This window comes from Actinomadura sp. NPDC049753, from assembly GCF_040674655.1.
Classification (GTDB): Bacteria; Actinomycetota; Actinomycetes; order Streptosporangiales; family Streptosporangiaceae; genus Spirillospora; species Spirillospora verrucosospora.
In genome coordinates this window covers 16566-28960 of the sequence record NZ_JBFARL010000045.1, presented here as the reverse complement: position 1 = coordinate 28960, position 12395 = coordinate 16566, and the positions used below count along the sequence as shown (strand labels likewise).

The 12395-nt window shown below is 72.0% G+C and carries 12 protein-coding genes; 7 read left to right on the top strand and 5 right to left on the bottom strand.

The genetic code is table 11. From position 1 onward, the window contains the following. Window positions 1–72: 72 nt before the first annotated feature. Window positions 73–426, bottom strand: a complete 354-nt coding sequence (locus AB0K37_RS14840; protein WP_363980238.1) for a hypothetical protein — start codon at window positions 424–426, stop codon at window positions 73–75. A 147-nt stretch (window positions 427–573) separates the two neighbouring features. Next, entirely contained in the window at window positions 574–2208 is a 1635-nt protein-coding gene (locus AB0K37_RS14835) for an FAD-dependent oxidoreductase (RefSeq protein WP_363980235.1), read from the bottom strand. A gap of 322 nt (window positions 2209–2530) precedes the next feature. Here AB0K37_RS14835 and AB0K37_RS14830 point away from each other — a divergent pair, with 322 nt between their 5' ends. From AB0K37_RS14830 to AB0K37_RS14815, 4 genes are all read left to right on the top strand, one after another. Then, on the top strand, window positions 2531–2989 hold the full coding sequence (locus AB0K37_RS14830) for a nuclear transport factor 2 family protein (RefSeq protein WP_363980233.1): 459 nt from the start codon (window positions 2531–2533) through the stop codon (window positions 2987–2989). 92 nt (window positions 2990–3081) lie between these two features. Then, window positions 3082–4302: a hypothetical protein gene (locus tag AB0K37_RS14825; RefSeq protein ID WP_363980230.1), complete on the top strand. Its 1221-nt coding sequence runs from the start codon at window positions 3082–3084 to the stop codon at window positions 4300–4302. Further along, window positions 4302–5087, top strand: a complete 786-nt coding sequence (locus tag AB0K37_RS14820; protein WP_363980227.1) for an SDR family oxidoreductase — start codon at window positions 4302–4304, stop codon at window positions 5085–5087. The genes AB0K37_RS14825 and AB0K37_RS14820 overlap by 1 nt, the downstream gene beginning before the upstream one ends. Before the next feature lie 14 nt (window positions 5088–5101). Further along, a complete protein-coding gene (locus AB0K37_RS14815) occupies window positions 5102–6259 on the top strand; it encodes a sulfotransferase (RefSeq protein WP_363980224.1) in 1158 nt (385 codons plus the stop codon). Between the two features lie 37 nt (window positions 6260–6296). Here the strand turns inward: AB0K37_RS14815 and AB0K37_RS14810 are convergent, their stop codons facing one another. Further along, a complete protein-coding gene (locus tag AB0K37_RS14810) occupies window positions 6297–7718 on the bottom strand; it encodes a DHA2 family efflux MFS transporter permease subunit (RefSeq protein WP_363980221.1) in 1422 nt (473 codons plus the stop codon). A gap of 142 nt (window positions 7719–7860) precedes the next feature. Between AB0K37_RS14810 and AB0K37_RS14805 the strand changes: the two genes are divergently transcribed. The 3 genes from AB0K37_RS14805 to AB0K37_RS14795 all read left to right on the top strand — a co-directional run bounded on the left by AB0K37_RS14805 (window position 7861) and on the right by AB0K37_RS14795 (window position 10762). Continuing rightward, window positions 7861–8844, top strand: coding sequence for a sigma-70 family RNA polymerase sigma factor (locus AB0K37_RS14805; RefSeq protein WP_363980218.1), 984 nt, complete (start codon window positions 7861–7863; stop codon window positions 8842–8844). A gap of 89 nt (window positions 8845–8933) precedes the next feature. Next, window positions 8934–9710 carry a class I SAM-dependent methyltransferase gene (locus AB0K37_RS14800; protein WP_363980215.1) on the top strand — a complete coding sequence of 259 codons (777 nt, stop codon included), beginning with the start codon at window positions 8934–8936 and terminating at the stop codon, window positions 9708–9710. A gap of 170 nt (window positions 9711–9880) precedes the next feature. Continuing rightward, window positions 9881–10762, top strand: coding sequence for a diacylglycerol kinase family protein (locus AB0K37_RS14795; RefSeq protein WP_363980212.1), 882 nt, complete (start codon window positions 9881–9883; stop codon window positions 10760–10762). Between the two features lie 18 nt (window positions 10763–10780). On the opposite strand, the gene AB0K37_RS14790 is transcribed toward AB0K37_RS14795, so the two are convergent. Then, a complete protein-coding gene (locus AB0K37_RS14790) occupies window positions 10781–11629 on the bottom strand; it encodes a class II glutamine amidotransferase (RefSeq protein WP_363980209.1) in 849 nt (282 codons plus the stop codon). A 200-nt stretch (window positions 11630–11829) separates the two neighbouring features. Then, window positions 11830–12387: a snapalysin family zinc-dependent metalloprotease gene (locus AB0K37_RS14785; RefSeq protein ID WP_363980206.1), complete on the bottom strand. Its 558-nt coding sequence runs from the start codon at window positions 12385–12387 to the stop codon at window positions 11830–11832. Window positions 12388–12395: the final 8 nt, after the last annotated feature.

Here is a 12395-nt window from a genome sequence, read left to right as displayed (position 1 = left end):
CCTCCCGCTTCGCGGTAGAGCTATGCCCACCTTCCCGGCGCCCGTTTCACATCGCCTCGCGAAGCACCCGTTTCATTTGGTCGGGCGACGCCGCCGCTCCCGGCTGCTCTTCACGGGCGCGGCCTTTCCGTCGGCGACGAGCCGCTCGTGCTGCTGCCATCCCTGGAGCCACTTCCACCCGGATCCGAGCGCCGCGGTCGACGCGGCCACCATGAAGGTGGTCACCTGCGTCTCGTCGAGATGAGCTCCGGGCACGAGCTGCGCCACGACACCGGCGAGCCAGCCCGCCGCCACAGCGAACACGGGTGTGAACAACGCGACCCCGCGTCCGAGCCAGGACGCCTCCCCTCCCAGCGTCTCGGCGATCTCAGCCGTTTCGGACGGGACGTTCTCAAGCGAGCCGTCGACCACAGGACCACTCTCCATGACAGGCGCTTCCATGACGGGCGCAAGGGCGCTCCGCCGCCGCGCCCTTCATCGACTTCGACCGCCTCAGAGTGCCGCGCCGGAACCGCGCCCGTCCCCAGAATCCGCCAACCGTCCCCGAAAACCGTCGATAACCGGCATAGCGGCTCAGAGGGACAGGTACTCGTGGACCGAGCGGACGGCCGTGGCGCCCTCGCCCACCGCCGAGGCGACCCGCTTGATCGAGCCCTTCCGCACGTCTCCCGCGGCGAAGACGCCGGGCATGCTCGTCTCCAGCGGCATCGGGTCCCGGTCGAGGGGCCGGCGGGGCGGGACCCGGTCGTAGATCTCGCGGCCCGTGAGCAGGTAGCCCTGCTCGTCGCAGGCGATGCCGTCCGGGAGCCACCGCGTGTGCGGCTCGCCGCCGATCATGATGAAGAGCGCGGCGGCCGGGACGCACTCGGCGGTGCCCGCCGCCCGGTCGGCGAGCGTCAGCGACCGCAGGCGGTCGCCTCCGCCGCATCCGGTCACCTCGGTCCGCCGGCGGACGGCGATGTTCGGCGTCGACTCGATGGCGCGCACCAGGTAGGTCGACGCCGACTTCGCCAGGCCGTCGCCCCGGACGACCAGCGTGACCGTGCGGGCGTGCTTGGCCAGGTGCAGCGCGGCCTGGCACGCCGAGTTCCCGGCGCCGACGATGAAGACGTCCTGGCCCCGCATCGCGCGGCTCTCGCCCACGGCCATGCCGTAGAAGACGCCGGAGCCGACGAGGGCCTCCAGCCCGGGGACGCCGAGCCGCCGCCAGTCGACGCCCGTGGCGATCAGCACCGCGCGTGCGCTGACCTCGGAGCCGTCCGCCATGCGGACCACCCGCCGGTCGCCGCGGATCTCGAGGCCGACGACCTGCTGGGCGAAGACGATGTGCGCGCCCATCAGCCACGCCTGCTCGCAGGTGCGCTCCATCAGGTAGCCGCCGGCGATGCCGTGGGGGAACCCGGGGTAGTTCCTGATCATCGGGCTGGTCCCGGCCTGGCCGCCCGAGAAGGCCCGTTCCAGCAGCACGGTGTCGAGCCCCTCGGACGCCGCGTACACGGCCGCCGTCAGCCCGGCCGACCCGGCGCCGACGATGGCGACGTCGCAGACGTCCAGGTCGTTCACGACGCTGACGCCGATCGCGCACGCGAGGTCGGAGACCTGCGGGTCCACGTACGCCCGGCCGTCGTAGCGGACCACCACCGGCAGCCGCGACGCGTCGACGCCGGCCTCCCGCAGCAGCCGCCGCCCGGTCTCCTCGCCGGGCGGGTGAACCACGAACGGCAGGTTGAACCGCGCCATCACGTCGCGCAGCCGCAGCATCCGGGGGTCGTCCAGTTCGGCGACGACGCGGAACAGCTCGAACGTCGGTTCCTGCTCCTCCGTCCACGAGGACAGGAACTCGCTCACCGCCCGGTGCATCGTCTCGTCGTTCGTCCACGGCCGGACGAGGTGGTAGTCGGCGGACCCGAGCGCGATCGCCTGGACGGCCGGACTGGTCGCGGTGTAGTCGCGGTCCACCATCAGCACGCGCCTGGCGTTCGGATACATCTCATGCGCTCGCGGAAGGACGTCGGCGCAGGCGTCGTCCACCATCAGCAGCGCGACGGATTCCTCGGCCCGCGCCATTTCCCTCAGCGCGTCGCACGCTTCCCCGGGCGAACTCGCGCCCTTCACGGTGAACGCCTCGCCCAGCCGTCGCGTGAGGTCGGCGAGGAGTACCCGCCGCGAACCCGCGTCGTGATCTACCACGAGTATGACCGGTGCCATCACCTCTACCAGCGTAATCCCGGTCGGCGGGCCGGAACGGCGACCGCGGCCGCCCGCCCGCGGGGCGCTCCCCGGAGAGCCCGGGGCGTCCTCTTGGCCGCCGCCGCCCGCTTCCCTTGCCGGGCACCGGAATCCGGGCGCGGCGGGGTTGGCGGATCTTCCACGTCCCCGTGGCCTCGGCGCGGCGTGCGCCGATCGACCGATGCCGACCTTTTGCCGGATCTTTGGTCCGGCCTGGGCGGCGCACCCCCTTCCGCGAGCCCGGCCCGATGGGTAGAACGTGTTCTTGTGTTTTGCCGGAGGAGCTAGGAGGCTGGGGCGCATGGATCTGGTTGCGCTGGAAGAGATTCGGCGGCTCAAGTACCGGTACCTGCGGTGCGTCGACCTCAAGCTCTGGGACGAGTTCGCCGAGGTGTTCACCGAGGACGCGGTGGCGGAGTACGACACGCCGGTGCTGGGCGAGACGCTCCGGCTGGAGGGGCGGGACGCGATCGTCGAGTACATGCGGTCCAACCTCGGGCCGGACAAGATCAGCACCCACACGGCCGGCTGCCCGGAGATCGACCTCGACGGGGACCGGGCGACCGGGATCTGGTCGCTGGACGACACGATCATCCTCCCGGGGGACCGGCTGCTCATCCGGGGCGCCGCCTTCTACCACGACGTCTACCGGCGGGACGGCGGCGGATGGCGCGTCGAGAAGACCGGGCACCGGCGGACCTACGAGTACATGGTGTCGCTGGACGACACGCCGAGCCTGAAGTTCACCACCTCCCATTGAGCGGGACCCGGGCTTTGCCCACTGCTTAGAACGCGTTCTAATCTCCTTCCCGCCAGAGCACGGCCTCGCGCCCGCGATCCGAGGAGAGCCCGGTGGCCACCGATCCAGCCGAAGGCAGCACCGACCGCCTGGGCGCCGCGACGCGCTCGTTCGCCGACGCGGTCGTGGAGGCGGAGCGGATCATCCGCGCCGCGCCGCACGTCAAGACCGACCAGGACCTGGCCGAGGGCCTCGACTACCTGGCCGGCAGCATCAAGGCGTCACTGCACATGGTGGGCGCCTACCAGCGGGACTATCCGTTCTTCGCGTCGTCGACGGGGCCGTACACCAAGCTCGGGCTCGACAATCCCGACACGCTGTACTTCCACGCCTATATCCGGGACGACGCCGAATACGTCGTGACCGGGCGCCGGGGCACGACCGCCGACCTCAGTTTCCAGGTCATGAACGGCGACTACTCGCCGGCCAAGTCGCCCGACAGCCTCACCGCGTTCGACGACCGCGAGCTGGACATCGCCGAGGACGGGACGTTCCGGCTGCGATTCGGCCCCCCGAGAGACGACGCCGGGCCCGGCTACGTCGCGCTCGCCCCCGGCTCCGCGATGCTCATCGTGCGGGAGGTCTTCAGCGACTGGGAGAACGAGAGGCCGGGCGAGATCCGCATCCACCGGGCGGACACGCTCGGGACCTCTCCGCTGCCGGTCCCGTCCGACCGGATGGCCCGGCGGTACGAGATCGCGGGCAAGATGCTGGTGTCGCGGATCCGCACGTTCCTGGCCTTCCCCGAATGGCACTACCTGCAGTTGCCGGTCAACACGCTGACCGAGCCGCGGCCCACGCCCGGCGGCCTGGCGACGCAGTTCTCGTCCGTCGGCCACTACGACCTGGACGACGACGAGGCGATGGTCGTCACCGCCCCGGCCGCCGCTCGTGAGGTGGCGCCCTACCAGGGCTTCCAGCTCGGCAGCATGTGGTACGTCTCGCTCGACTACATCAACCACCAGACGAGCCTCACCGCGGACCAGGCCCGCGTGGACGAGGACGGCATGATCCGGTACGTCGTCAGCGAGCGCGATCCGGGGCTCGCCAACTGGATCGAGCGGACCGGGCACCGCCGCGGCTACCTGCAGTTCCGCTGGCAGAGGCTTGCCCGCGACCTCACCCCCGAGGACGGACCGAGCGTCGAGGTCGTCCCGTTCGCGGACCTCCCGCGCGTCCTGCCCTTCTACGAGAGCCAGCGCGTCGGGAAACAGGAGTGGGCGCAGCGGATCGCCGCCCGCCAGACCGCCGTGGCGAAGAGGATGCTGGGCTGATGGGCGCCGGACTGCTGGAAGGCAAGGTCGTCGTCGTCTCCGGCGTGGGCCCGGGGCTCGGCCGGGGGCTCGCGCTCCAGTGCGCGAAGGCCGGGGCCGACGTCGTGCTCGCCGCGCGCAACGAGGACCGGCTCGCCGAGGTCGCCAAGGAGGTCGAGGACCTCGGGCGGCGGACCGCGACCGTCCCGACCGACATCAGGGACGCGGCGGCCTGCGAGCGGCTGGCCGAGACCGCCCGGCAGGCGTTCGGCCGGGTGGACGGCCTGGTCAACAACGCCTTCGCCACCCCGCCGCTGACCGATCTGACGACGGTCGACCTCGACGCGGTGCGGGCGGGCTTCGAGACCAACGTCCTCGCCGCGCTCCATCTGACCCGGCTGTTCGTCCCGGCGCTGGAGGAGTCCCGCGGCTCCGTCGTCATGATCAACTCTGCGGTGCTGCGGCACTCCCGGCGGACGTTCGGCGCCTACAAGATGGCCAAGGCGGCGCTGCTGGCGATGGCGCAGAACCTGTCCACCGAGCTCGGGCCGCACGGGATCCGCGTCAACACGATCGCGCCCGGCTACATCTGGGCGCCCAACCTCAAGTGGTACTTCCACCACCTCGCGGAGAAGCGCGGCGTGACGGCGCAGCAGGTCTACGACGAGAACGCCGCGACGACGGACCTGCGGAAGCTGCCCGAGCCCGACGAGGTCGCCGACGCCGCCGTGTTCATGCTGTCGCCGCTGGCCCGCGCCGTCACCGGCCAGTGCCTGGACGTCAACTCCGGCGAGTGGCACCACTAGGAAGGGACGGACCGATGACGAACGGTCGCGACAGCGTGGGGACCGTCGAGGACCTGCACGCCTCGGCCGCCAGGATCACCGGATCGGACGACTTCGGCGGCGGCGAGTACCTCGACGGGCTGAAGGTGCTGCTGGAGTCGCTGGCCGGGGAGGCCGGGCTCACCCCGCTCGGGAACAAGGCGCAGCGCGCGATGCTGCGCGGCGCCCTGGCCGCCCGGCAGTTCTCCGAGACGGCCTGGCGGCGGCACCCCGGCCACGCGGACGTCCCCGTCGAACGGCCGATCTTCGTGACCGGCCTGCCCCGCACCGGGACCACGGCCCTGCACCGGCTGCTCACCGCCGACCCCGCGCACCAGGGACTCGACCTGTGGCTGGCCGAGGTGCCGCAGCCGCGCCCGCCGCGCGAGACCTGGGCCGGCGACCCGGTCTTCCAGGCGATCGACGCCGGGTACCGGCGGCACCACGTGGAGAACCCCGAGTTCATGGGCGTCCACTACATCTCGGCGGACTCCGTCGAGGAGTGCTGGCAGCTGCTCCGCCAGAGCATGCTGTCGATCTCGTTCGAGTGCCTGGCGCACCTGCCGGGCTACTCGTCCTGGCTCGCCGGGCAGGACTGGACGGACGCCTACCGCAGGCACCGGCGCAACCTCCAGCTCATCGGGCTGAACGATCCCGGACGGCGCTGGGTGCTGAAGAACCCCAGCCACCTGTTCGCGCTGGACGCGCTGCTGGAGGTCTACCCCGACGCGCTGATCGTCCAGACGCACCGCACGCCGCGCACCGCGATGGCGTCGATGTGCAGCCTGGCCGCGCACGCCACCGCCGGATGGTCGGACGTGTTCACCGGCCCCGTGATCGGCCGCGACCAGCTCGACCTGTGGAGCCGGGGCCTCGACCTGTTCCGCGCCGAACGGGAGCGCCACGACCCCGCGCGGTTCGCGGACGTCCACTACGACGACTTCGTCCGCGACCCGATCGGCACGGTCGAGTCCGTCTACGCGCGGTTCGGGCTGCCGTTCACCGACGACGCCCGCGCCGCCATGACGAGGCTCCACGGCGAGAGCTCCACCGGCGCCGCGAAACCCGCCCACCGGTACTCCCTCGCGGACTTCGGTCTCACCCCGGAGCAGGTCGACGAGCGCTTCGCCGACTACGCCGCCGGAATCCGGTGACCCGCGAGCCCGCCTGACGGCGCGGCGTCTCCGCGTCTCAGCGAGTCGGCTCGGGCGCGCGTCGCGGAACCGGCGGCGCCGGGGACGTCCGGGCCGTCCGGTCAGGTCCGGGCATGAACAGGCCGGCGATCGCACCGGCCAGCGACAGCGCGCCCGTGAGGGTGAGGGCGGGCCCGAAGCCGTCGGAGAAGGTCAGCGCGGTCCCGTAGCCGCCCTCGGCGGTGAACACCGCGGCGGCGACGGCCACACCCAGCACCGCGGCGAGCTGCCGCAGGGCGTTGAAGACGCCGGACGCCTTGCCGATCTCCCGCGCCGCGACGGAGTTGATGACCGCGGTCTGCGCGGCGGGCATCGCCATGCTGATCCCGGCCCCCGCGACGATCATGGGCGCGACCAGCTCCGCATAGGCGGTCGAAGGCCCGGCGGTGAGGCCGATCCACCCCATCCCGATCGCCTGCAGGGTCAGCCCGGCCGCGGTGAGGGGACGGGCCCCGACCCGGTTCACCAGCGCCCCCGCGGCAGGCGCGATCACGGTCACGGTCGCCGTCCACGGAACGAGCTGGAGCCCGGCGGCCATCGGCCCGGCCCCGAGGACGGTCTGGAGGAACTGGGCCATGAAGAACAGCGAACCGTACAGTGCCGCGTACATGAGCAGCCCGGCGGCGTTCCCCGCGGAGAAGCCGCGCGAGCGCAGCAGCCGCATCGGCACCATCGGCTCCCGGACCCGCAGCTCCCACGCGACGAAGGCCGCGAACAGCAGGACCCCGGCCGCCAGCGCGCCGTCCACCTCGTAGGCGTCCCAGCCCGAGCCGTCCGCGCGGACCAGGCCCCAGACCAGCCCGAGCGCGCCGCCCGTCACCAGCAGGACGCCGCCGAGGTCGAAGGAGGCCCCGCCGCCGCGGCTCTCGGGGATGTGCCGGAGCACCAGCGGGATGACCGCCAGCCCGATCGGCACGTTGAGCCAGAAGATCCATTGCCAGGCCAGTCCCTCGGTGACGATCCCGCCCACCACCGGCCCGGCCACCACCGCCAGGCCGGTGACTCCGGCGAAGACGCCGAGGGCCCGGGCGCGCCGCTCGGGCGGGAACCCGTTGCTCAGCAGCGCCATGGCCAGCGGCATCACCAGCGCGGACCCGCACCCCTGGACCGCGCGGGCGGCGATCAGCCAGCCGATGCCGGGGGCCGCCGCGCATGCCGCCGACGCGGCCGTGAACAGGGCGAGCCCGCTCACGAACATCCGCCTGCGCCCGAAGCGGTCGCCCAGCGCGGCGCCGGTCATCAGCAGGACGGCGAAACTGAGCCCGTAGGCGTTCACGGTCCATTCGAGCTGTTCCATGGTGGCGGACAGGTCCAGCCGGATCCTGGCCAGCGCGGTCGTCACCACCGTCGCGTCCAGCGCCACCATCAGCGACGCCGTCGCGGTCAGGCCGAGCAGCCTGCCGCTTGTCCTCTGCGCCATGCGCGTTACCTCCAGGTCGTCGGGCGAGCCCGGCAGTGGCTCGCCGTCGCCTGTACAAACCGGCCGCGCGGGCGGTATTCAGCGGGTGGAAGCCGACGAATCCGGCCCCGGTCTCCGGTCAGTACATGGGGAGGTGCGTCCTATGAAGATCGATGAGAGAGATGCCGGTCCCGAGGAGTTCGGACGGTTGACGGATCCGTTCAGGCGGGAGCTGCTGGCCTACTGCTACCGGATGCTGGGTTCCGTCCACGACGCCGAGGACCTGGTCCAGGAGGTGTACCTGCGTGCGTGGCGGTCGTATGCGGCCTTCGACGGACGGGCGTCGCTGCGCACGTGGCTGTACCGGATCGCCACGAACGCCTGCCTGAACGCCCTGGAGCACAGCAGCCGGCGCGTCCTGCCCTCCGGCCTCGCCTCACCGTCCGGCGACGTGCCGCCGGTAGGGACGCGCGCCCCGGAGGTGCCCTGGCTGGAGCCCCTGCCCGACCGGCTCGTCGGGGGCGCGCCGGAGGATCCGGCGGCGGTCGTCGCCGAGCGGGCGGGCCTGCGGCTGGCGTTGATCGCCGCGTTGCAGTACCTGCCGGCCAGGCAGCGGGCCGTGCTGGTCCTGCGGGACGTGCTGGGCTGGTCCGCCGCGGAGGTCGCCGGAATGCTCGGGATGACCGGTGCGGGGGTCAACAGCACGCTGCTGCGCGCCCGGTCCCGGCTGGAGCGGCTGGTCCCCGCCAGCGACGAGATCACCGAGCCGGACGAGCCGGGGCGCCGCGAGCTGCTCGACCGGTTCGCCAGGGCCTTCGAGACGGTCGACATCGCCGCGCTCACCCGGCTGCTCACCGAGCAGGCGGCCTGGGAGATGCCGCCCGTTCCGCACTGGTTCAGCGGCCGGGACGCCATCGGCCGGCTGCTCGCCGCCCGGCTGCCCTCCGGCCGCGAGCCCAACCTGCTCGTGCCCGTCCGCGCGAACGGCCAGCCCGCCTTCGGCGCGTACCTGCGCGGCGAGGACGGAATTCTGCATGCGCATTCCCTTATGGTGGTCACTCCCACCCGTTCCGGAATCGCCCACATTTCGAGTTTTATGGACCCGTCCCTTTTCGATGACTTCGAACTTCCCCGGGTGCGCGCGTGATCGCGTCCGCAGCGCCGCCGCTTTTACGGGACGCGGCGGAAGGGTAGGTCACGAGGCGAACCGCAGGTGCTCTTTGGGGGACGAGCCCGATGACGAAAGCGCTGCCGCCCACGAGCCGGAATCGCGCGAGCCTGGCGTACCGGCTGCGTTACGCCGCCCAGAATCCAGACAAGATCGGTACATATCTGTCACGCATGGCACGCGACCTGAAATTCCGGGTCTCCAGCCGCGACCACGTCGCCTACTACCGGGCCGTCATGAGGGCGGACGCGGCCAGGAGCCCGGAGGCCGCCGTCGGCAGCCCCACCCGCGAACGCTGGCTCGCCCTCGGCCAGATGCAGTTCGACTACCTGCTCAGGCACGGCCTCAAACCGGACGACCGGCTCCTGGAGATCGGCTGCGGCAACCTGCGGGCCGGCTGGCGGTTCATCGACTACCTCGACGCCGGCAACTACTACGGCATCGACATCTCGCCCGACATCCTGCTCGCCGCGCAGCACACCCTCGTCCGCAACGACCTCCGCGAGAAACTGCCGCACCTGACGCTGGTCGGCGACCTGAAACTGCGGTTCCTGCCCTCGGAGCACTTCACGGTCGTCCACGCGCACAGCGTCTTCAGCCACTCGCCGCTGGAGGTCATCGACGAATGCCTCGCGAACGTGGGGCGCGTCCTCGCCCCCGGCGGCTTCTTCGACTTCACCTTCGACCGCACCGAGGGAACCGAGCACCACGTCCTGCGCGAGGACTTCTACTACCGCACCGAGACCCTGACCTCCCTGGCCGAGCGCCACGGCTTCACCGCACGCTTCATGGACGACTGGGAGGAGCTCCCGCACGGCCAGTCCAAGATCCGCGTCACCCGGTGAGGCGGCCGGGGGGCCGCGGCTCCCGTGCCGTGGCGCCGTGACACGTCCTACACCCCGCCACCTGCATCATCCGGGCGCGGGAGGGAAGGCAGAAGCGGTGTGGGTTCCCCCCCCAGGCCTCCGTCGCCGAGCAACGCCCCCGGAGGCTCCGCACGGCCGATCTGAGGACCATGATTCTCTTCACCAACGCCAAGGCCGGCACGCATGACGCCCAGACCTTGGACCGGGTGGCCGCGCTGCTCCGGGACGCCGGGCGGGATGTCACCGTCTGCCCGTGCGTCGCGCCCGGCGACCTCGACGAGGCGCTGGACAGGGACCGCAAGGCGGTCGTCGTGGCCGCCGGCGGCGACGGCTCCATCAACCGCCTGGTCGGCACCCTGCACCGGCGCGGCGAGCTCGACCGGACGGTCGGGCTGCTGCCGATGGGCACCGGCAACGACCTCGCCCGCAACCTCGGCATCCCGCTCGACCCCGACGAGGCCGTCCGCCTCCTGCTGGACGGCGGGCACCGCGAGCTGGACATGGTCGTCGACGAGGACGGCCGCGTCACCCTCAACGCCGTGCACGTGGGCATCGGCGCCTCGGCCGCCGAGAGCGCCACGCGGTTCAAGAGCACGCTCAAGGCCGCGGCGTTCCCGGTGGGCGCGGTCATCGCGGGCCTGCGCCACTCCGGATGGCGGCTGCGGGCCGAGGCGGACGGCGAACTCGTCGCCGAGGGCAAGTTCCTGATGGCCGCGCTCAGCAACGCGCCCGGCATCGCCGGCGGCTCCGCCCAGCTGGCCCTGGACGCGCATCCGGGTGACGGGAAGATGGAGCTGGTCGTCTCCGCCGCCACCGGCCCCTTCGCGCGGATCGCCTACGCCCTGCGCCTGCGCGACGGCAGCCACCGCCACCGGGACGACGTCCTGCACATCACGGCCCGCAAGGTCACGATCAGCGGCGAGGAGTTCCGGAGCAACAGCGACGGCGAGGTGTCCGGCCCCTACACCAGCCGCACCTGGACCCTGCACCCCGGCGCCTGGCGGCTGATCGCCCCGCCCCGGGCCGCCTGAGGACGGGCCGCCGGAACGTCAGGCGGTGGTCTCCTGGGGATTTCGGACGGGGACGAGGGGATGCAGTTCGTGGGTGCCGGGACGCACGACCGCGTACGAGCTCTCCGGCACCTCCGTCCACGCGCCCTCAAGGTGGTGGATCGGCTCGGACACGACGAACCGCGCGTCCGTCCCGAGCCGCTGGAGGACGTCCAGCCCGGGGTAGAGCGCGCGCAGCTCGGCGATGTCGGTGGAGTAGAAGAGCGACCTCGTGCGGCCCTGACTGGAGTAGCGGAACACCCAGATCGACTCGCCCTCGCTGGTGGCCACCGTCATCTGCAGCGGATCGGGCACCCCGTGGCGCCGCCCGAGGTCCTCGACGAGGCCGATGGCGCGGGCGACGGCGCCCGGCGGATCCTCCGTCAGGCCGAAGGTGAGGGCCAGGTAGAACAGGGCCTCGGAGTCGGTCGTGCCCTCGATCTCGGGGTAGAGCGAGGGATCGACCGCGAGCATGACGTCCCGCTTCAGCCGGGGGTAGTCGGCGATGGCCCCGTTGTGCATCCACAGCCACCGCCGGTACCGGAACGGGTGGCAGTTGCTGCGCTGTACCGCGGCGCCGGTCGAGGCCCTGACGTGCGCGAACAGCAGCCGGGTGCGGATCTCCCGGCTGATCTCGCGCAGGTTCGGGTCGTTCCATGCGGGAAGGACGCTCTTGTACACGCCCGGGATCGGCCGGTCCCCGAACCAGCCGATGCCGAAGCCGTCCCCGTTCGTGGTCTCCGCCCCCAGACGGGAGTGCAGGCTCTGGTTGATCAGGGAATGGGCCGGCCGGAAGAGCAGGGCCTCCGCCAGGGCCGGGTCCCCGGAGTAGGTCATCCACCTGCACATCGCCACCACCTCGCATCGACTCGCCGCCGCGGCGACCGGGAGCCCGTCCCGAGATTCGGTCAGGTACGAACCCCCTTTACTTCCTCCCTACCCGATGAGGCCCGCGCGCACCAGCGTGGACGGTGCCCGGACGCGCGGCACCGCGGGCACGTGCCGCCGTCGTGCCCGCGGTGCGATGCGGTCGGAAGAGAAACGGACGGTCAGAAGACGAAGCAGTCCGCGTACCGGGTCTCCCGGCTGAGCGCGGCGGGCACGAGACCGCCCGCGTTGCGGGTGACCTGGGCCGCCTCGGTCGAGTGCGGGGTGGTGCTCTGGCAGGACGTCGGCGAGCTGTGGCCGGACATCAGGTAGTCACAGCGCCCGTTGCGGTTGTCGGGCAGGCCGAGGGCGTGCCCGAGCTCGTGCGCGGCGATTCTCGGCGGGTAGAAGCCGTCGTTGACCGCCTCGCGCCCCATGTAGATGGTGGCGCGGCCGAAGCCGTTCATGTAGGTGCGAGGCCAGCCGTTGTCGGCGTAGACCTTGACGGTGGCCTGCGCACCGGTCGCGGGCCTGAGCTGGATCGCCGGCACGGCCGCGTTCCACGCCGCGGCGCCCTGGTCGACGGCCGTCCTGAACTCCTGCGCGGCACTGGCGTCGTAGTAGATGGTGCGGACCGCGACCGGGGCCGCGGCCGACGCCGGCTCGACGACCAGGGCGGGCACCAGGAAGGACAGCCCGAGCGTGACGGCCAGCGCCGCCATGATCCTGCGAAGTGACATGGGAGCTC